Here is a 19,081-nt window from a genome sequence, read left to right as displayed (position 1 = left end):
GTGCGGGCCCGTACAGCTTGTCCCCGGCATGGACGAGACTCCGGATCTACTGGACGCCCTGCTCGACGGCGTGACCGCACCCCGTTGAATCTCATCGGCGAGGACGAGGCCCGCGCGCTGATGGTGTTCCTCGGCCTGCTCGAGGACACCGACCAGGGCGAGAGCATCCGCCGGGCCGCGGGCGAGATGCGGTTCCGGATCGGCTCACGCCTCGCCTGACCCCCGACCCCGGCTACGACCGGCCGGGGGCATAGAGGGTGCGGGCCGCGCCTTCGGTCAAGCCCAGAGCGGTGACGATCGACTCCCAGGACAGCTCGTCGGCCTCAGCCATGAAGGCGGCGTCCCGCGCGACCCGCCGGGTCAGCTCCTCGGGCAGCGGTACCGTCCTCGCCTCGACCTCGTCGAGGTGGCGCTCCCAGTCGTCCTGCGGGCGTTCGATGACGGGCTCGTAGATGGCAGCCGGGTCCGCGACCTCGTAGTCGATCGGATACCGCGGGGTACCGCGCCAGCCACAGGCGCAGGCACCGCGCGAGGCCGGTTCAGAATGCCGCTGCAAGCCCACCACTCCCGCGTCTCATGGAAATCGGATCCGCTCCCCGGATCCAGATACAGCGGGCCGGGCTCGCTCCCGTCCGCGAGCAGGGCGCCCGCCCAGCCCTCATGCGACGGCCCGTACTCCTCGCTCTTCCACCCCATAACCACTCCCCCTGCACAACCGGCCCGACACAAGCTCACTCCGGCCGTCCGGTGACACCTGGCCCGCGGGCGCGCCCACCACCACGCCCTGAGTCAGCACGCCCACACCCGCGGGCAGGCGAGCGGCGAACACCCGAAAGCGTGTACCGCCCCCAAGCGCCAGACGCCCCGGGACGCCGCCCCCTCTCCCCGGAGGAGCCCGTGAACGGCGACTTGCCGAAAATCCGGTCGGAGCACGGCCGGGTAGTGGCGTAAGGTGGGGTTCACCGACGCGGGGTGGAGCAGCTCGGTAGCTCGCTGGGCTCATAACCCAGAGGTCGCAGGTTCAAATCCTGTCCCCGCTACCACACCGGAAGGGCCCGGATCCTGACATGGATCCGGGCCCTTCCGCCGTGCTGGAACGCCTCGGGCACAGGCCGGGTCGGCTGGTGCGGGTCCAGGAGCGCGGGGGCTGGCGGGTTCCGCCCGGGACGTCAACCTGATCGAGTGAACACGGGCACCACGCGGCATCGGGTGAACAGTTGCTCGGCCTGCCCGATCGCCGGGCCCGGCACTGCGGCACCTCGTTGAACGACCGGGCCGACACCATCTGTCGACGGTCAGGCATTTCCCCACGATCGACATGATCAGCGTCTCGCAATCCCTCACTCGCACGGTCACGTTTCCCATGGGAAACGCGGATGCGAGTGGTGGTCAACGGCAGGGAGAGGCCCAAGACCGCTTCTCCCTGCTGTTCACATGTGCAGCGGGTCGACCGGCGGCCACGGGTAGCCGAGTCGCTCGGCATCATGCGAGCCTCCCCAGACCTCGGCGGTGGCACGGGGATCGCCTGCGGTCAGCTGCCCTTCAAAGTGCTCGGCCTGGTCCGATGGGGCGTCCCCGGAGATCGGGAGAGTCAGGATGGAAGGCACTTTCTCCGTGCAGGAAGGGTATCGGTTCGCGTCCCTGGCTTCATGTCTCCGCCGACGGCGCAGGAGTGGTGGGTCATGCCGGTGCACGGCTGCTGGCTGATCTCGCCGACGTCGCCGGACTGACCCGCGCGTCGCGAACTACCCGACACGCTCGTGATCGATGAACGCGGTCAACACGTCCACAGTCGCGTCGGGCTGCTCGTCGGGAATGAAGTGTCCGGCTTGTGGGATCACGACGCCGGTCACGTTCACTGCCCACGGACTGACGGAGGCGGCCATGTCGGGGATCGAGCCGTGGGAGCCGGAGATTCCCAGGACCGGGACGGTCAAGTGCCCCCGTTCGAGGGCGTCATGATTCTTGCGCGCTGATTCCGCGGCGTCGCGGTAGTAGGCGAGAGACGCCGAAAGCCCTCCCTCGGCCGCGATGGCGGCGGCGTAATGATCGATCTCGGCGCCGTCGAAGGTGTTCGGGGACAGAGCTTTGACCTTCAAGAACCAGCCGACGTAGTCACGCTCGCGGCCGGTGAGCAGAGTCTCGGGCAGTTCGGGCACCAAGTGAAAGGCGAAGTGCCAGGTCTTCCAGGCCCGGTCGGGGTCCGTTGGGATGGAGCCCGGGAGGGTGATTCCGGGAATGCCGGCGTCAAGCAGAGCGACACCATGCAGGCGCTCTTCGTACTTCAGGGCCAGCGAGAAGGCAACCCAGGCCCCGATGTCGTGGGCGACGAGCCAGAACTTCGGCACGTTGAGCACGGTCAGCGCGGCCTGGACACGCGAAGCGACGGTGTGCGTGTCGTAGCCCCCTTGAGGGCGGTCGGAGTGGCCCTGCCCCGGCAGGTCGATCGCGATCACGTGGAATCGCTCGGCAAGGCCTGGCATCACCTTTCGCCAAGCCCACCAGGTCTGCGGGAATCCGGCGAGCAGGACGACGGTGGGACCGGCCGGCCGGCCGCCTTCCACGGCATGGAGTCGGATTCCTTCCGCGTCGACCCAGCGGTGAGTGAAACCCGCAAGGTCGTACAGCGGCAACCCGGGGACCGGGTTCTGGTCGCAGGAGCGGTTCGGGGCCATAGCGTCGTCGGTCATGTTTTTGAGCCTACTGCATCTTGAACTGATCAGTTCAAGATAGGATGGGTAGGGCCGCAACGGCTGGTACAAGAACGAGGTGCATGCGTGATGGCCGGGAAGAAGCAGTTCGACGTGGGCATCGCGCTCGACGCGGCGATGGTCCAGTTCTGGCGGGCCGGATACGCCGACACGTCTCTCGACGACCTCTCCAGGACGACCGGATTGAACCGCAGTTCCATCTACTCCTCGTTCGGCGACAAAGACTCGCTCTACCTGCGCTGCCTGGACCGCTACGCCGCGCGGTACGGAAACAGGTACGACCAGGCGCTTTCATGTGCGTCCGAGGAACCGCTCCAGGCGGTCCGGGCCTTCTTCGAGGTCACCCTGCAGCGCATCGCCGACCCTGACGTACCTGATGGATGTCTGATCGCCCAGACCGCGATGGCGGCACCGGCGCTCAGCCCCACCATCGCCGCACGCGCGATCGAGGCTCTGGACTTTCAGCATGCGCGGCTGCGGACCGCCTTGAACGCCGCGCAGTTGACCGAAGCCGATGCCGACGACTTCGCGGTTCACCTAACGGCGGTCAACCAGTCGCTGGCCGTGATGAGCAAGACCAGGGCGAGCCAGAAGCAGCTCCGCACGGTCATCGACATCAGCATGAGTGCGCTCTCACACGCCTTGCGTGCCCGGAGCTAGCCTCGCCGTTCGCCTGGGTACGGCGGCTGTTGGTGCGGAAACCCGAAAATGCCTTCCTGACCTGGGACGATGAACCTTGCTGAGGGGTTCTGTCAGTCCAGGGGGAGGGCACTTTCTACGTGCAGGTATCGGATGCGTCCCAGGGTCCATGTCACTGCTGATGGGGTGGGGGGCGTTGGTGGTGCCGGAGCACGGTTGCTGGCGGATCTTGCCGATGCCACGGGTCTGACCGCCGCGTACTCCGCCGCTCTCCGGCCGCTTCGACCACGCGGGACCGGACATGATCCGGGACGGAGCGCCACCGACCTGGCGGTGATGCTCGCCAACGGCGGCGAGACCATCTCGGACCTGGCCGCGCTGCGGGACCAGGCCGAGGTGTTCGGCCCGGTCGCCTCGACACCGACGGCCTGGCGGTTACTCGCCAACATCGACGAGCGGGCACTGGCTTCGCTGCAAGGGGCCCGTGCTTCGGCTCGGGAGGTCGCCTGAATGCAGGCCGCCGAGATCGGTGAGGGGATACCCGTCGCCCTGGCCGCAGGACGCGTGCTACCCGGCCTTGTCCTGGACCTCGACGCCACGTTGGTGACCTGCCACTCCGAGAAGGAGGCGGCCGTACCTTGCTGCAAGGGCGGATTCGGGTTCCACCCGCTGCTGTGCTTCCTGGCCAACACCGGCGAGGCACTGTCCGGCCGGCTGCGCCCCGGCAACGCCGGGGCCAATACCGCGAGAGATCACATCACGGTGCTCGAACAGGCACTCGCACAGATCCCCCACGCCCACCGCCATGCCAATGACCTGCGGAGACGAGGAATCCGGACCTGCTTCTCGGTCGGGTACGCCATCACCGAACCGGTCCACGGCGCCATCCGGGCCATGCCCGACCGCCTCTGGCATCCTGCAGGACGAGGGCCTGCGCCTCCAGGTGTTCCTCACCGACAGCTCGAACTCAGCCTCACGGCGATCGCCTGCCGGCCTGGATGCGCGTCCTGCTGCTGGACGGCGAACTCGCGGCGGCCGGCGTCTGCCCCTGCGCCTGCGAAATCGCCGACCTGGCCCTGGAGACACGAACTCGCCGCCGCATTCAACCGCCTCACCGCACTGCCCCGCCCGGCCGGCTGACCGGCAAACCCCTGACCACCCACGACCCGAAAGACCTTGAAGAAACCGGCCACCGCGCCGGGGACTCCGCCGTGCCCGAGCACCGGAACGGCATCGGCCCCTTCAGCGGCCGCCCCTCAGCGGCGCCTCATCGCCCCAAGCGAAACAGCGCGGTCAACGCGTCAAGCCGTGGGTGTTCGCCGCGCCATCGCCCCCACAGAACCTCGGCCCGGTCGCCCGACTCCAGACCTTCGCCGAACACAGCAGGAGCGACCACGAAGCCAGTCACACGTCGCCCAGGAACCCCGGATCGGACGGCCCCATCTGCCGAGCGAAGTCCGCTGCGACTCCTAGCACCTCGCGCATTGGCACAGGCTGCCGACTCGTGGCCGCGAGATCGGCGTGAGCTTGCTCGGACCACAGGAACGGATACACGGAAAGACCCTTCCCGAGAGCCAGGGCCGCGGTCTCCTCACGCCAGCCGGGCCAGCGCATTCCGTCGTAGAACGTGTCCAGCCTGCCCGAGAGCAGCCAGGAGACCCACCCGGAGTGGCCCATCTCCATCGCCTCCCACTCCAGAGTGTCGGGAGCGAAATACGTCATCTGGCCAGGCGCCCCGGGGCGGCCCGCTGCCGCAGGTCCAGCGTTCAACGCGAAGACCCCTCCGACAATGTCGTGGCCGACGACAAGACCTGTCACGGGATGCCAGCCAGGGTCGAAGTCCGTGGGGAAGCGGTTGACCTCCGCCAGACTCGGGAGCCGCCCATCCGCGACCGAACCAGAACCGCCGCCGAACACTCGCAGCCACCCGTTGTCCACGAGCAATCCGCCGGTGTGCAACGCCAGTGCACCCAGCACCGATCGCCCGGTGACCTGCATCTGTAGAAGGCATCGGCGGCCCTCGTTAGTGTCTCCGGGCAGCACGTGCACCGGCACGGAGCTCGCCATGAACATCCCCTGCAGCTCCGGCCACGCCGGATCGTCCACATTGACCAGCTCATCGATCCCTCGCATCCGACGATGGTCGCACCTGCCGGTATCGCCTCATCGTGTGGGCTGGACAGCGCTCACGCGGAGGACGGGGCGATGGGCCGGGCAGCGAACGTCTGCACTCACCACCACCGGCTCCGGTGCCGACACCGGAGCCCGAGTCGGATCGGGAGCAGGAGGGGCAGGGGCGGCCTCCGGCGCAGCGGCGGACGGTCCGGCGGCGCCGCCTACGGGTTGACGGGGCGGGCCGCGAGGTGTCCCCACGGACCACACACATCAGCCTGACCGGTACAAACCGAGCACCGCCCTATCAGGACAGCCGATGCACTCGCATCGACAACCAGGCGCGGCGCAGCACCCACCTCCTCATGTCGCACGTCGACCGACAACGACCGCAGGTCAGGCGGTCAGTGCTGCGAGTTCGGCGTTTGCCCGTTCTGTGACCAGGGCGAGGACGCGGCCGGCAGCGGCAAGGTCCTCGGCGGGTATCCCGCCCCAGACCCTGGCGGTGACGGGGGCGGTGTCAGCGGCCACGGCGGCGAGCAGTTCGCGCCCGGCCTCCGTGGGACGAAGGTGCGCGCCGTCCACCGTGAGCAGCTGCCCGGCCAGCAGCTCGTCGACAGCGGCGCGAATGTCGGCAGGATCAGCCTTGAGGGAGCCGTGGATCTGGGTGATGAGGTCATGCGGTGTCTGCGGGGCGTCGGCGGTGACGGCGGCGCGCAGGGCGACCTGCTGCGGGAAGGTGACGCCGTGCCGGGCCAGGATGTGCTCCAGGACGCCGCGGGCCGCGTAGTGGGCCAGGCCGAGGATGCGCGCGTCGGCGGCGGGGGCGGTGATGGTCATGGGTGGGGCCCTTTCGGTTCTGGTCGTTTGGTACGGGTGGAACGAGAGGTGTGTCGAGCAGGGTCGTCAGCTCGTCAATGAACTCGCATTGTGCACGAGTGCCGAGGGCACGGGTGGCCGTCTGGCCTTGTTCGGTAGAGGTGAGCTGCCTGCTGCCGCGTCCTGTGATGCGGTGTCAACATGTGCCGGGAGGACCGCTACGCGTCAGCTCCGGCGACAACGGCGGTCGGGTGGCCGGGTCCTGGTGTGGATGCTCCGTCGTCTTTCAGACGGCGGTGACAGGGATGTAGTCGGGGAGGCGGACCGGTTCGGTGCGGGTGTTCTCGGGGGCGTTCGCGGCCAGCATGTCGAGGATCTCCTGGGTGGGGGCGGGCAGGAAGAACCGCTCGGCGCCCTCGCAGCCCAGCACCTGGTGTTCGGCCACGTAGGGGCGCATCTGCTCCTCGTACGCGGCGAAAGCGGCCGTGTGGTCGCCTCCGCGGGCGGCGAGCTCCCCGGCCAGCAGGTACGCGCCGATCAGCGCCTGCGAGGTGCCACGGCCGGAGGTGGGGCCGGCGCAGTAGCCCGCATCACCGAGGAGGACGACCCGGCCGACGGACCAGGTGTCCATCTCGACCTGGGCGTTGGCGTCGAAGAAGAACTCCTGCGCGGCGTCCATCTCCTTCAGGAGACGCGGCACCTCCCAGCCCTCGCCCGCGAAGCGCTCGGCGACGATGCGCTTGTGTGCCGCCGTGTCGCGCCGGTCGTACTCCAGGTGCTCGGCGGCGAAGTGGAAGGCCGCCCGGGCCTCGGTGTTCGCGCGGGCCGTGAAGATGTTGGCGGCCTTGCCGGAGGCGGCGTAAAGGCGGCCGGTGTTCTCCAGGCCCAGGTAGTTGCCGAGGTTGAAGATCGCCGTGTAGATGCCGAGGTGGCGGACGAACTCCTCCTCCGGGCCGAAGGCGAGCGCGCGGGTCTTGGAGTGGAGGCCGTCGGCCCCGACCACCAGGTCGAAGCGGCGGGGCTCGGCGTGTTCGAAGGAGACGAGGGCGCCGTCGTCGTCCTGGTGCAGGCTGGTGATGGAGTCGCCGAAGACGTACTCGGTGTCCTCGCGGGTGGCCTCGTACAGCATGCGGGTCAGGTCGCCTTTGAGGACCTCCAGGTCCCCGGCGAACACTGCCGCCGGCAGGGTGGCGTACTGGCGGCCGTCGGCGTCCACCAGGGCCGCGTCGCCCATCTCGGTGTCCAGCGCCCGGATCTCCTCCAGCAGGCCCATGCGGTCCAGGACGTCCAGGGCTTCACCGCGGAAGTCGACCGCGTAGCCGCCGTCGCGCAACTGCGGTGCCCGCTCGACGATCGTGGGGGTGAAGCCGTGACGGTGCAGCCAGTACGCGAGGGCGGGGCCCGCGACGCTGCCGCCGGAGATCAGCACGGTCTGGTTCTTGGTCTGGGTCTTGTTCTCGTTCATTTTCCCTGTCCTCTCGGGGTGATGTGTACAACGTACAGACGGGAAATGCCTCGCGGAACAGGTGAGTTGAGCAAACCGAGCTAGTGCACTACGGTTCGTCCGTACTAGTGCACCAGGGAGGGTGGAATGACGGAGACGCAGGCGCCGTACGCGCGGATCGCGGCCGAGCTGCGCGGGCGCATCGAGCGCGGGGAACTGCGGCCCGGGGGCCGGGTGCCCTCGACACGGGCCATCACCCAGCGGTGGGGGGTCGCCATGGCGACCGCGAGCAAGGTCTTGGCCCTACTCGGACAGGAAGGGTTGGTGCGGGCGGTGCCGGGAGTCGGGACCGTGGTCGCAGCCCGGCCCGCGGCCGACGGACCGGGCCGGCGCCCCGCCGCCGAGGACAACAACGCGCAGCGCGGGCGGATCGTCCGCGCCGCAGTGGCGATCGCGGACGCCGAAGGGCTGACGGCCCTGACCATGCGCCGGCTCGCCGCTGAACTGGGAGTCGCGGCGATGTCCCTGTACCGGCACGTCAGCTCCAAGGAGCAGCTGGTGGTGCTGATGGCCGACGCCGTGTTCGGGGAACAGACTCTGCCCGAACGGCCGCCGCCGCACTGGCGGGAACGGCTGGAACTCTCGGCAGCCCTGCAATGGCGGCTCTACCGGACCCACCCCTGGCTGGCCGGCACCATGAACCTCAACCGGCCCCTGCTGATCCCCAACGGCATCCGCCACATCGACTGGGCCCTCGCCGCCCTGGACGAACTCGGCCTGGACAACGACACCCGGATGCACGCCGCCATCACCCTCTTCGGATACGTCCGCGGCCACGCCATCGACCTCGAACCGGAGTCCGACGCGGCCCGCACCAGCGGCGTCAGCGGGCAGGAGTGGATGCGCGCCCAGGAGACACGGCTGGCGGCGCTGGTGGACGGCGGAGCCTTCCCGGCATTCGCCGAGGCGAGAGCAGGCTCCGCCCTCTCCCCCGAATCCCTCCTCCACCACGGCCTCACAACCCTGCTCAACGGACTCGCCACCCGCATCACCACACCGCCGAACTGACCCTGTTGCTCAGCGGAATGACGAGTTGCCCAATGGGTCACTGGTCCGGCGGACGAAGCAAGGGGAAACCAGGCACCAAACACCGAAAAACCGCGAAATGGCACGACCGGTCCTTTGGAGGTTGTTGTCTTTCCGGGCTTGAGGACTGTGTTCTCGCTGGTCAGGCATAGGGTCGGCGGTCTCGTGGCAGTGGTGCCGTGTCGTGTCGTTGCTTTGGTGGAGGTCGAGGATGCCGTCAGTCGTGGGACTGCTGGAACAGCGTGAGCTCACCGCTCGCTGTCGTGTCGACGATCTACGGGAGGAGGCCGACCGCCTCCAGGCGGAGCTGGCCGTGGTTGAGGGGGAAGTGGAACGAGTGGGTCATCGCCAGCTCACGCGTTGGCGAGGTACTGGCCCCGGGCGACGACGCCGTCGTCGGCCCCGCCGCCTCCGAGGGTCTGCCGGCTCCCGGTGTGCAGCCGGCGCGGCCCGAACCGGCGGAGGCGGCGAAGCCGAAAACAGTGGTGCCGGTGTGGCGCGCGGGGCTGGCCTGGTCGGCGCTGTCGGTGGACTACCAGCGCATCCCGCAGGCCCTCAGCGACCGTAACCGACTCGGTCAAGGAGCTTTGACGTGCCGGGAGATGGCCGCCTGATTTGGCCTGGACCCCGTACCGGGAAAGGTGGAGGCACTGCGATCGTAGGCCAAGCGGCTGACGGCGCGCGGCTGGCTGATCGAGCCGGCACCTGGCCGATTCACGCTCGCGGAGGACGTGGCCGGGTAACGCGGCGGGTCATGAGCATCGTCATCGACCAGTAGACCATCGCCTCCGCGCTGGCGATGGAACGCTCGAAGTCGCGCACGAGACGGCGACTTCGCATCAGGTGGGCGAAGAACCGCTCGACGATCCAACGCTTGGGCAGCACGACGAAACCGCGCATGTCGTCGCTGCGTTTGACGATGGCGAGGACCAGGGCGAGGGCCGCGAGGCAGTAATCGGCGAGGCTGCCGGTGTATCCGCCGTCGGCCCAGACCAGGGCCGGCAGGTGGTGCGCGGCCATGACCTGGGTGAGCAGGACCTGGGCCGCGGCGCGGTCGCCCACATCCGCTGCGGTGACCATCACCGCGAGCAGCAGGCCAAGGGTGTCGACCACGACGTGCCGCTTGCGCCCGTTGATCAGCTTGCCGCCGTCGAAGCCGCGGCTGTCAGAGCCGACGACCGCGTCCGCTTTGACCGACTGCGAGTCGATCACACCCGCGCCCGGCTCCGAGTCCCGCCCGGCCCGCTCGCGGACCAGGCGGCGGAGCCGGTCGTGGAACTCGCGGACCAGATCGTGGTTGCGCCAGCGCCGGAAGAACGCGTAGACCCGGTCCCAGGGTGGGTAGTCGGCAGGCATGGCCCGCCACTTCGTGCCGTTGTCGACCAGGTAGCGGATCGCGTCCAGCATCGCGCGGTGGCAATAAGCCTCCGGTTGCCCGCCCCGGCCCCGCAGCCGGCCCGGCACCGGCAGCAGTGGCCGGACCACCGCCCACTCGGCGTCCGACATGTCGGTGGGATACCGACGCTCGCGCGCCCCGTGGTCTCTGGCGTTCCCGAATCCTGTGAGCCAGACAGTCACACGCGAGAGTGGCTGAAGTGGACCCCACTCCCGCGTTGCCGTAGAAATGCGACAACGGGGCCCCCTGGACCGCACGTTGGATTCGACACCCTTCGAGCTACCAAGAGGCCCTGCTCTCATGCACGGCAGCCGCCGCAGTCACCCGATCGACTGACTTCTCGACGAGATCGGGACGACGGCAGTCGCGTCGCTTCTCGTGATCGCTGGGACGGACAAATTCGCACTGCCATCCAGGTAGACGGTCGGCTTGGTGACGCCCCGAGGCCGCCTCGCGGGTTTGAGCCCGGTGCCGCGACTGACGAACCTGGCGAAGAGTCGTGTCCTACCGGCTCAAGGCGCGGCCAACCGCCCCCGCTACGTCCTACTTCTCCTCCGGCTCCCAGGCGCGGAGCAGGTCGAGCAGCCCCGCGTCTCCGTCAACGTGCAAGGAGTCGGCCTGGATCCGGTCGTACAGGTAGAGGACCAGCTCACTGGCCGTGCCGTGGACGGAGGCGCCGGCTGCGTCCGAGTCTTCGCCGGTCGCGGCGGTGGGCGCGGGGATGCGGGTGACGCGTGCGCCGTCGCCGTCGACGGTGAGGCGCCAGGAGCGGCCCTCGGCGGCGTGGAAGTCGAAGGCCGTGGGCTTGTGCGGCCAGGCACTCGGCGTTGCGCAGACGGTGAACAGGAACTCCTCCACACCGTCGAGTGCCAGCTCGACCGGCAGCGGCTGCGGGGAGCCTCCGGCGAGCTGGGCGTCGTAAGTGTGCACCGCGGTCTCCTGGACCCGGTGCCGGGCGGTACCGCCGGCGGTCTGCGGTGACTGCGACGCGGGCCACCACGTCCAGCAACCGCTCTCCGGTCCCGCCGCGCGCAGGGCGCCCAGCAGAAGCTGCGTCGACGCGTCCAGCCAGGCCAGCAGGGCCTCACGCTCCTGCGGCACTTCCAGCGCGGCGCGCGCGGCGACGGCCTCGGCCGGGGGAGCGTCGGCAGACCCCGCGCCGACGATGGCGGCCCAGAAACGGTCTCCCCCACCCAGGTGCTTCACCAGATCGAACAGCGTCCACCCGGGGCAGGTCGGCACCTGCGCGTCGAGACCGGGCGCGGCGGCGACCACGGCGCGGAAGGCGGTCGACCGTTCATCGATCAGTCGCAACAGGTCAGGGAACTCAAGATTCTTTTCCACGCCGGATGTCTATCACCGTGCTCCGGTGATCGGACAGCGATTTTCACAGTCGCCGCCGGTTGGCCATTGCGGACGTCCTCGCCTCCCACCGCTCGGGTGCCAAGCTGCGCACCGCTGCGAGGACGCCGGTCGTGGCGGTACGCCGGGCGTCGTGCCTGTGGGCGCTCTGGCCTCGCCGTGCGGCCGGGCACCTCGGCGACGTGACGCGCCGCGCCGGCCACCGGGGAGTGGCCAGACGCGGATGTATTTCATGGTGTGTTGCTCTTGCCGCCCAGCTCAGCTGCCCGGCAACAACACGGGCTTGATGGTCGTGCCTGCCACCGAGTCCCGTTCGGCGTCGTTGATCGCGCTGAGCGGATAGGTCCGCACGAGCCGGTCGAAGGGGAAGCGGCCCTGCTGCCACAGCTCCAGCAGTTGCGGTATGAAGAGCTGGGGCACGGCGTCACCCTCAAGAATTCCCCTCACGTTCTTGCCCTGTGTCAGGGCGGAGGGGGGAAGGGTCAGAGGCCGTGATGGGGCGCCGACCAAGCCGACGGTACCCGTGGGTCTCAGGGCGTCGATGGCCGTGTTGATGACGCCGGGGATCCCGGTGGTGTCCAGGGCGTACTGGGTTCCTCCCCGGGTGAGTTTGCGCAGCTGCGCCACGATGTCGTCGTCTCCGCCGTGCACCGTGGCGGTGGCGCCGAGTTCACGGGCCAGAGACAGCCGGCTCTCGTGCAGGTCCACTGCCACGATCGTGGTGGCTCCGGCGACCCGGGCAGCCATGATCGCGGACAGGCCCACCCCACCCGCTCCGAAGACGACGACGCTGGAGCCTGCCCCGGCCTGCAGGGCGAGGAGGATCGAACCGGCGCCCGTTTGGACTCCGCAGCCCAGCGGGCCGAGCAGCTCCAGCGGCAGGTCTTTGTCCACCTCGACGATGCTGCGTGCGGTGGCCAGCGCATAGGTCGCGAACGACGACTGACCGAACCAGCGGGCAGCCACGGGTTGCCCGTGGCGGTCGGTGGCCGGGCCTGCTCCGTCGAGGCCGAGGCCGAGGCCGGAGCCGGTGAGGTTGAGGCGGAAGAAGTCCTCGCAGTACGCCGGGTGTCCACCAAGGCAGTTCTGGCACGCTCCGCAGGAGTCGAAGGAGAGCACGACGTGAGCACCTGGGGAGATGCCGGTGACGCCGGGGCCTACCTCCTCCACTATCCCGGCGCCTTCATGTCCGGTGATGATGGGCGGCTGGGCCATGAACCCTGGCGTCCTCGGCAGCATGTCGGTGTGGCAGAACCCCGCTCCCACGATCCGTACCAGCACCTGGCCGGGGCCGGGAGGCGCCAGCTCGACCGGCTCGATCGCGTAGGGGGCGCTCGCCCCGCGCAACACCGCAGCCTCAATCTTCATCCCATTCTCCTTCATCTGATGTCATGCGCGGTGCGGGATACGTGGCAGTGCACGGCCCGCCTCGATGACACGCATGTCCTTCTTCTCGCCGCCTCCGGCGTGTCCCGCGCGCGAGCGCCTCGGGGGCTGTGTGCGGGCCCGGAGAACCGTGTGAACAAGCAGGCCGTCAGTCCGCCGGCCTCTGGCGTGGGCGCACGGACACGCGTGCAGCGGTGTCTGTGCGCCCGTTTACTGCGCCTGTGGTCAGAGCGGTCATTCGCGCTCCGTACCTCAGAAATCCAACGTGGGCATCTGGCTGAAGACCCAGCGGGCCGCCGCCCGCAAGGCGCAGGAGATCGAGCAGCAGCCTGGCGATGTCAGCGCCTGAGTACGGACCCGATCGCCGCCCGGTGGGTGATAGCTGAGTCACCCCCACCGGGCTCCGTGGTCAGCCGTCGTGGGGCAGGTAGCACCACTGACAGCCCGGCCGGTTCTGGTATTAGGTCGCGTCCACGACCTCCCTCAGACCGCAGTCCCCGGGATCCCCGGTCGCCGGCCGTGCCTCCTGTCCTGCTTCCAGGCTGTGATCATCTGCTCGGTCAACGCCCGATGCCCATCCGACAGGTCGCTCGGATACGGTCTTCGCGTACGGCGATCAGTACTGCGATCGAGCGATCACGAACAGGGAAGAGATCGGACCTGACGCCCTCTCAGACCAGTGGTTTTGCGAGTATGGCCTTGCGGTGGCTGAAGGTCTCGATGGAGTGGTGGCCGTGGTAGCTGCCCATGCCGCTCTCCCCGACGCCGCCGAAAGGCAGGCCCAAGACCATGACGTGGGCCACGGGCAGGCCGTAGCCGAGTCCGCCGGAGGAGGTCTCGGCGGCGATGCGGTGCTGGGTGTCGTCGGACTCGGTGAACACGTACAGGGCGAGCGGCTTGTCGCGGTCGTTGACGAAGTCGATCGCCTCGTCGAGGCCGGTCACGGTGACTATCGGCAGGATGGGGCCGAAGATCTCCTCCTGCATGACCGGGGAGGTGGGGTCGACGTCGGCCAGGACGGTCGGGGCGATGAACTTGCTCGTCCGGTCACTGTCTCCTCCCACAACCACACGGCCGGAGCCGAGCAGGCCGGTGAGCCGGTCGAAGTGCCGCTCGTTGACGATCCGTCCGTACTCCCCGGACGTCGCTGGATCGGTGCCGTAGAGATTCTCGATGGCTCGGGTGAGGGCGGGTTCGAGGGCGGCGGCGGTCTGCGGGTCGGTCAGCACGTAGTCGGGAGCGATGCAGGTCTGCCCGGCGTTCAGGAACTTGCCGCGGGCCAGCCGTTCTGCGACCACGTCGAGATCGGTGCCGCGGTCGACGAAGACCGGGGACTTGCCGCCCAGTTCCAGGGTGACGGGGGTGAGGTGTTCGGCGGCGGCCCGCATGACGATTCGGCCGACCATACCGTTGCCGGTGTAGAAGATGTGGTCGAAGTGCTCGGCCAGGAGTGTCGTGGTCTCGGGGATTCCACCCTCGATGACTGCCACCGCTTCGGTGTCAAGGTATGCCGGCAGCAGCCTGGCCAGCGCTGAGGAAGTGGCCGGAGCCAGCTCGCTCGGTTTGGCCACGACCGCGTTCCCGGAAGCCAGCGCGCCGACCATCGGAGCGAGCAGCAGCCCGGCCGGATAATTCCACGGGGCGATGATCAGTACGATCCCCAGCGGGTCGTACTGCGTCCAGGCCGATGCATCCGGCCCCAGCAGCGGCGGGACCGCTACGGCCTCGGGAGCCAGCCACGCCTGAAGGTGGTCGAGCGTGTGGTCGATCTCCCGAATCGTGAAATCGATCTCCGTGCGGTACGCCTCGCCGGAAGGCTTGCCGAGGTCGGCGTGAAGAGCCGCAGCCAGATCTGCGCCGCCCTCGGTGAGCATTTCCCGCAGCCCGCGCAACTGTGCCGTGCGCCATTCAAGGGACTTGGTACGGCCGGTACGGAAGGCAGCACGCAGCCGCGCCACGATTTCGGCCGGCGACTCGGAGCAGGAGTAATTCACGGGGAGACCTTCTGATAGTGCGGCGCGACCAAAGCGGGTCACGCACGGGGGGCGGGTTCGTTCGGTGTTCACCGCTGCAGAGCAGTACTCACCTGGAAAGCGGTGTTCATTGAGCAATCATCCGAAGCGTTTATGCCTCTTCGGCCATGTCGGCCATGCTCGCGTATTCCTTCGATCGACCCATTCACAGTGCGTCGTTCGATGGGCCAACACTCGGACAGGGAGCTGCTCATTTTCCAGAGCCAACTGGGACGAGGACCGTCCACTCCTGTCCACTCGCGCCCGCTGCCGATGTCGCCACGCCGTGTCTCGGAGACCAATGCAGCCACCCACCACCGTCCACCAGGCAAAGCTCGGATCCGCGGAGTCCAAGGTCATCTAGGTCCTGTCCCGTACGGGAGTGTCGGTTGCCGGTCGACTGCACTCGCATGTTCGTGCGGGACTCGGGGCGGGAGCTGGATGTCCGCGACCTTCCCCCGGTCGGGCAGCATTCCTCGGTGCGTTCGAGGGCGGCGTCAACACGTACTGGCTGCCGATCGGCAGTGGCGAAGTGTGGATGGTCCGCGGTCATGAAGGCGACGGGGACCGTCAGTGCGGGCTGGTCAACTCCTCAATTGCGGGTCTTCAGAAGGTCCTGGAGGTGTGGGAGGCGTTCACGTGCTCGTCCCGCAAGACGAGTAGGCGAGGACGCGATGGTCATGGGCAGAGCCGCAAACGGAGCGCCCGCGACGGTAGCCGTCCCGTGGAAGACGTATGCCCTCTTCTCATAGCGGGTGGCAACCGCGCGGAACGCCTTGCGCCGGTTGATGGTGCGCTCGGCCTCATTGCGACGCCGGTAGGCCGTTGTATCGAATCCGGTCGGCCGACCGGCCTTGCTGCCCGGCGTGGTCTGGTCGGGTCCGTGGACGTCCACTACCCGGTCTGGGGACCCTTGCCTGTTCAAGGGCGGAGACTAACGGGGGGTGTCACCCCACTGTCCGGGCGTGATCGCGGAGGCCAATGGGCGACGACCGCCCACACTGGCCAGGTGGATCTTGCAATCCAGCTTTCCGCGGGAGCGGCTCAGCCCCTCGTCAGAACGGTGTTTGGCCGGGCGACTACGCCGGGCCGGAATCCGCGGCATGCTGGTGAAGGGCGCCGGCTGCGTGTTGGTGCGCTCCGCAGAACGTCGAGTCGACGCTCACCATGCTCCAGTCGATTCGGCCCTCTGCACCGGCGCCGGCCTGGACGTCCCTCAGGACCTTCTCCCACGTACCGTCAGCCGACCATCTGCGATGGCGGGACAGAGGACGACCCGCCCGGCAGGCGAAAGTGGAGCGCGGGGTCGGACAGATGGCCCGGAGGTCCTGTCAGCGCCGGGCGCCATGAATCTACGAGACGCCCAGCCCGTACGCCTGTCGTACAAGCTGAGCGGGTGGCTGCGGAGTTGACTGTCCGACACCAGGGGACGCTGCTCGATGGCCTCTCGGCAGCGCGGGTGAGTCTTCGGCGCCTGGCTTCACGACGACTTCGCTGATCTCAGCTTGCAGGAGAGCCCGGTCAATACGCTTGGCCAGCACTGCGCCAAGCAGCCGGATCCACGTGCGCCAGGCAGGACTTGCGCACCGCACGTGCAAGCGTCCGCTGTCGTCCACGCCCACGGGTTCGACGTGTCGGGCGATGTCTTCGCCCGCTGCGGGGCACCATCACGCGCCAAGATTGCTGAACCATTCCGGCTATGTCGATGGCATGCCGCGCGCCTTTCTCTCGCCCTCCCGCGCCCCGAACAGCAACGCCCCCGCCGTGGGCGGCCACTCGACTTGCCGCGCTGGCGTAACTCACCCGCGCGGCCGGCGCCTCAGCATGCGATGCCACGGATCGCGACGGGCTCGCGCTGACCGGCCCGGCTGGTGGCATCAGCCCTGACTCCCAGGCAGCGTTTCCCCTCGATGGCCCGGGACGATCCGCACGCCGGTACTGCCAGCGGCTTCGAGATCCCTCTTACGCCGCCCGGCACTTGCCTCGTCGTCACCGACCGCCGAAGCCCGCGGCATGCCGTCGGCGGTCCAGGTCAGGGCGTAGTCCTGGATGGTGGTCGTCATGCGCTCATCACCGCTGTCGGCGCTGACATCGCCTGCTCAGGGGCGTTGCCACCCGGTGCAGGGGCGAGCGGGAGGGTGGGCTGCTTCCCTCCAGACCATGACCGCCACAAGCCGTTCTTGTGGCAGAGCGGGAATGGCGGGACCGGAATGAACACGAGCGGACATGAGTGAACGGCAGTCGTTCTCATTTGCTCTGGAAAGTGGACGGTGTCCCGTCGGAGTCTCGGTCATGCCGAACGACGCACCGTAGTGGCGGTCGATCGGAGGGCCGGGCGAGCACGCCCTGCACGAAGAAGCGCGGATGTGTGCTTCAGGTGAATCCGAGACGTTAGAGAAGGAAGACCATGGCAACGATCACACCGATCGGTATACGGGCCCACGCGAAGCCGAAGGGCGCCCCCGAGCACGGAGGCGACCACGGGCAGGCGCCCATGACGCATCGGCAGATCATGAAGGCGCTCTCGGGCCTGCTGCTGGGCCTGTTCGCCGCGCTCCTCTCTTCGACGATCGTGACCAACGCGCTGCCGGCGGTCATCAAGGACCTCGGCGGCGGCCAGTCCGCATTCACCTGGGTCGTCACGGCGGCGCTGCTCTCCCTGACCGCCTCCGTCCCGATCTGGGGCAAGCTCGCCGACCTGGTGAACAAGAAGGCACTCGTCCAGATATCGCTGGTCATCTACATCATCGGCTCCGTCATCGCCGGTCTTGCGCAGAACCCGGCCACGCTGATCAGCGCCCGTGTGGTGCAGGGCCTGGGCGCGGGCGGTCTCACCGCCCTGGTCCAGGTGATCACGGCCGCGATGATCTCCCCGCGTGAGCGCGGCCGCTACTCCGGCTACACCGGTGCCACCGTCGCCGTCGCCACCGCCGCCGGCCCGCTCCTCGGCGGCGTCATCACCGACGCCGACTGGCTCGGCTGGCGCTACTGCCTCTTCGTCGGCATCCCCTTCGCGCTGATCGCACTGGCCGTCCTACAGAAGACACTCCACCTGCCCGTCGCCAAGCGGAAGGTCAAGGTCGACTGGACCGGCGCGTTCCTCATCACCGCTGCCGCCTCGCTGCTGCTGATCTGGGTGACCTTCGCCGACGACAAGTACCAGTGGCTGTCCTGGCAGACCTACACCATGGTCGGCGGCACCGTCCTGCTCGCCCTGCTGTTCGTCCTCACCGAGACCCGGGCCGCCGAACCGGTCATCCCGCTCCGCTTGTTCCGCAACCGCACCATCACCCTCGCCTCGCTCGCCTCGCTGTTCGTCGGCGTCGGCTTGTTCTGCGGCACGGTCTTCTTCTCCCAGTACTTCCAGCTCGCCCGCAACGAGTCTCCGACCATGTCGGGCGTCATGACCATCCCGATGATCGCCGGTACGTTCGTGTCCTCCACGGTCTCCGGCCGGTTCATCACCGCCACCGGACGCTGGAAGGGCTGGCTGGTCTCCGGCGGCGTCTTCCTCACCGCGGGCCTGACCCTGCTCGGCCTGATGCGCTACGACACCCCCTACTGGGAGCTGGCCATCTACATGGCGCTCCTGGGGATCGGCGTCGGCATGATGATGCAGAACCTCGTCCTGTCCGCCCAGAACCAGGTCAGCCCCGCCGACCTCGGCGCCGCCTCCTCCGTGATCACCTTCTTCCGCTCCCTCGGCGGCGCGGTCGGCGTCGGCGTCCTCGGCTCCCTGATGGCCGGTCGCATCGCCCACTACGCCACCGACACCCTCGGCGGCCTGGCCCCCGAGGCACAGGCCGCAGCCGCCCAGGCGACCGGCAGCGGCTCACTGCCCGACATGCACGTGCTCCCCGCCCCGGTCCGCACCTGGCTGGAGAGCGCCTACGGCCACGGCATCGCCGACGTCTTCCTCTACGCCGCCCCCTCCGCACTCCTCGCCTTCCTGCTCTGCCTCTTCATCGAGGAGGCCCCGCTGCAGACGTCCGTCGGGCCGGCCCAGACCGACGAGAAGCAGGCCGCGTAACTTGCGCCACCCGGTCATGTTGCAGACGGGTGCACGCCCGGGTCCTCGCAGGCCACCCTGCCCCTCAGCGTCCGACGGCCACCG

13 protein-coding genes, 1 tRNA gene and 5 pseudogenes are annotated in these 19,081 nt (G+C 68.6%); 7 read left to right on the top strand and 12 right to left on the bottom strand.

Annotation, left to right across the window (positions count from 1 at the left end; translation table 11 throughout):
- Positions 1-84 precede the first annotated feature (84 nt).
- Positions 85-219 (top strand): hypothetical protein, encoded by a 135-nt coding sequence (locus tag ACFXGI_RS35350; RefSeq protein WP_384716030.1) that lies wholly within the window; start codon positions 85-87, stop codon positions 217-219.
- 13 nt (positions 220-232) lie between these two features.
- Here the strand turns inward: ACFXGI_RS35350 and ACFXGI_RS35345 are convergent, their stop codons facing one another.
- Positions 233-556: a hypothetical protein gene (locus tag ACFXGI_RS35345; RefSeq protein WP_384716027.1), complete on the bottom strand. Its 324-nt coding sequence runs from the start codon at positions 554-556 to the stop codon at positions 233-235.
- Between the two features lie 410 nt (positions 557-966).
- Here ACFXGI_RS35345 and ACFXGI_RS35340 point away from each other — a divergent pair.
- Positions 967-1,043, top strand: a tRNA-Met gene (locus ACFXGI_RS35340).
- A gap of 702 nt (positions 1,044-1,745) precedes the next feature.
- Here the strand turns inward: ACFXGI_RS35340 and ACFXGI_RS35335 are convergent.
- Entirely contained in the window at positions 1,746-2,690 is a 945-nt protein-coding gene (locus ACFXGI_RS35335; protein WP_384716025.1) for an alpha/beta fold hydrolase, read from the bottom strand.
- 90 nt (positions 2,691-2,780) lie between these two features.
- Here ACFXGI_RS35335 and ACFXGI_RS35330 point away from each other — a divergent pair, with 90 nt between their 5' ends.
- Positions 2,781-3,371, top strand: coding sequence for a TetR/AcrR family transcriptional regulator (locus tag ACFXGI_RS35330; protein ID WP_384716022.1), 591 nt, complete (start codon positions 2,781-2,783; stop codon positions 3,369-3,371).
- A 132-nt stretch (positions 3,372-3,503) separates the two neighbouring features.
- Positions 3,504-4,271: pseudogene (locus tag ACFXGI_RS35325) on the top strand (transposase); the annotation flags it as partial.
- A gap of 483 nt (positions 4,272-4,754) precedes the next feature.
- Here the strand turns inward: ACFXGI_RS35325 and ACFXGI_RS35320 are convergent.
- The 3 genes from ACFXGI_RS35320 to ACFXGI_RS35310 all read right to left on the bottom strand — a co-directional run bounded on the left by ACFXGI_RS35320 (position 4,755) and on the right by ACFXGI_RS35310 (position 7,746).
- Positions 4,755-5,483 (bottom strand): DUF2625 domain-containing protein, encoded by a 729-nt coding sequence (locus ACFXGI_RS35320; RefSeq protein WP_384716019.1) that lies wholly within the window; start codon positions 5,481-5,483, stop codon positions 4,755-4,757.
- A 375-nt stretch (positions 5,484-5,858) separates the two neighbouring features.
- On the bottom strand, positions 5,859-6,302 hold the full coding sequence (locus tag ACFXGI_RS35315; protein ID WP_384716016.1) for a MarR family transcriptional regulator: 444 nt from the start codon (positions 6,300-6,302) through the stop codon (positions 5,859-5,861).
- 265 nt (positions 6,303-6,567) lie between these two features.
- The gene (locus ACFXGI_RS35310; protein WP_384716013.1) at positions 6,568-7,746 is read right to left on the bottom strand and encodes an FAD-dependent monooxygenase; all 1,179 of its coding nucleotides are present in this window, start codon (positions 7,744-7,746) and stop codon (positions 6,568-6,570) included.
- A 126-nt stretch (positions 7,747-7,872) separates the two neighbouring features.
- Between ACFXGI_RS35310 and ACFXGI_RS35305 the strand changes: the two genes are divergently transcribed.
- Together ACFXGI_RS35305 and ACFXGI_RS35300 are read left to right on the top strand one after the other, a co-directional pair.
- A complete protein-coding gene (locus ACFXGI_RS35305) occupies positions 7,873-8,793 on the top strand; it encodes a GntR family transcriptional regulator (protein ID WP_384716010.1) in 921 nt (306 codons plus the stop codon).
- Positions 8,794-9,022: 229 nt separating this feature from the next.
- A pseudogene (locus ACFXGI_RS35300) lies at positions 9,023-9,554 on the top strand (hypothetical protein).
- On the opposite strand, the gene ACFXGI_RS35295 reads toward ACFXGI_RS35300, so the two are convergent.
- The 7 genes and pseudogenes from ACFXGI_RS35295 to ACFXGI_RS35265 form a co-directional block, all read right to left on the bottom strand.
- Positions 9,526-10,317 (bottom strand): IS5 family transposase, encoded by a 792-nt coding sequence (locus ACFXGI_RS35295; protein WP_384716007.1) that lies wholly within the window; start codon positions 10,315-10,317, stop codon positions 9,526-9,528. The pseudogene ACFXGI_RS35300 and the gene ACFXGI_RS35295 overlap by 29 nt on opposite strands.
- 433 nt (positions 10,318-10,750) lie before the next feature.
- Complete coding sequence (locus ACFXGI_RS35290; protein ID WP_384716004.1) at positions 10,751-11,551, bottom strand: maleylpyruvate isomerase family mycothiol-dependent enzyme; 801 nt, start codon at positions 11,549-11,551, stop codon at positions 10,751-10,753.
- Between the two features lie 276 nt (positions 11,552-11,827).
- On the bottom strand, positions 11,828-12,937 hold the full coding sequence (locus ACFXGI_RS35285; RefSeq protein ID WP_384716001.1) for an NAD(P)-dependent alcohol dehydrogenase: 1,110 nt from the start codon (positions 12,935-12,937) through the stop codon (positions 11,828-11,830).
- Between the two features lie 689 nt (positions 12,938-13,626).
- On the bottom strand, positions 13,627-14,949 hold the full coding sequence (locus ACFXGI_RS35280) for an aldehyde dehydrogenase family protein (RefSeq protein WP_384716071.1): 1,323 nt from the start codon (positions 14,947-14,949) through the stop codon (positions 13,627-13,629).
- A gap of 724 nt (positions 14,950-15,673) precedes the next feature.
- Positions 15,674-16,229: pseudogene (locus ACFXGI_RS35275) on the bottom strand (IS5/IS1182 family transposase); the annotation flags it as partial.
- A 90-nt stretch (positions 16,230-16,319) separates the two neighbouring features.
- Positions 16,320-16,622: pseudogene (locus ACFXGI_RS35270) on the bottom strand (DciA family protein); the annotation flags it as partial.
- Between the two features lie 222 nt (positions 16,623-16,844).
- Positions 16,845-17,030 carry a hypothetical protein gene (locus ACFXGI_RS35265; protein ID WP_384715998.1) on the bottom strand — a complete coding sequence of 62 codons (186 nt, stop codon included), beginning with the start codon at positions 17,028-17,030 and terminating at the stop codon, positions 16,845-16,847.
- A gap of 344 nt (positions 17,031-17,374) precedes the next feature.
- On the opposite strand from ACFXGI_RS35265, the pseudogene ACFXGI_RS35260 reads away from it, so the two are divergent.
- A pseudogene (locus ACFXGI_RS35260) lies at positions 17,375-18,991 on the top strand (MFS transporter); the annotation flags it as partial.
- Positions 18,992-19,081 lie beyond the last annotated feature (90 nt).

Origin of the sequence: Streptomyces sp. NPDC059355 (assembly GCF_042752335.1) — a bacterium.
In the GTDB taxonomy this organism is placed as follows: Bacteria; Actinomycetota; Actinomycetes; order Streptomycetales; family Streptomycetaceae; genus Streptomyces.
Note: the sequence above shows the minus strand (reverse complement) of the source record. Positions and strands in the feature narration are given on the sequence as shown.

Excerpts from the sequence above, each read along its gene's own strand:
- ACFXGI_RS35335 (WP_384716025.1), bottom strand. The coding sequence starts at position 2,690 with ATGACCGACGACGCTATGGCCCCGAACCGCTCCTGCGACCAGAACCCG.
- ACFXGI_RS35305 (WP_384716010.1), top strand. The coding sequence starts at position 7,873 with ATGACGGAGACGCAGGCGCCGTACGCGCGGATCGCGGCCGAGCTGCGC.
- ACFXGI_RS35310 (WP_384716013.1), bottom strand. The coding sequence starts at position 7,746 with ATGAACGAGAACAAGACCCAGACCAAGAACCAGACCGTGCTGATCTCC.
- ACFXGI_RS35265 (WP_384715998.1), bottom strand. The coding sequence starts at position 17,030 with ATGACGACCACCATCCAGGACTACGCCCTGACCTGGACCGCCGACGGC.
- ACFXGI_RS35315 (WP_384716016.1), bottom strand. The coding sequence starts at position 6,302 with ATGACCATCACCGCCCCCGCCGCCGACGCGCGCATCCTCGGCCTGGCC.
- ACFXGI_RS35295 (WP_384716007.1), bottom strand. The coding sequence starts at position 10,317 with ATGTCGGACGCCGAGTGGGCGGTGGTCCGGCCACTGCTGCCGGTGCCG.
- ACFXGI_RS35285 (WP_384716001.1), bottom strand. The coding sequence starts at position 12,937 with ATGAAGATTGAGGCTGCGGTGTTGCGCGGGGCGAGCGCCCCCTACGCG.
- ACFXGI_RS35330 (WP_384716022.1), top strand. The coding sequence starts at position 2,781 with ATGGCCGGGAAGAAGCAGTTCGACGTGGGCATCGCGCTCGACGCGGCG.
- ACFXGI_RS35320 (WP_384716019.1), bottom strand. The coding sequence starts at position 5,483 with ATGCGAGGGATCGATGAGCTGGTCAATGTGGACGATCCGGCGTGGCCG.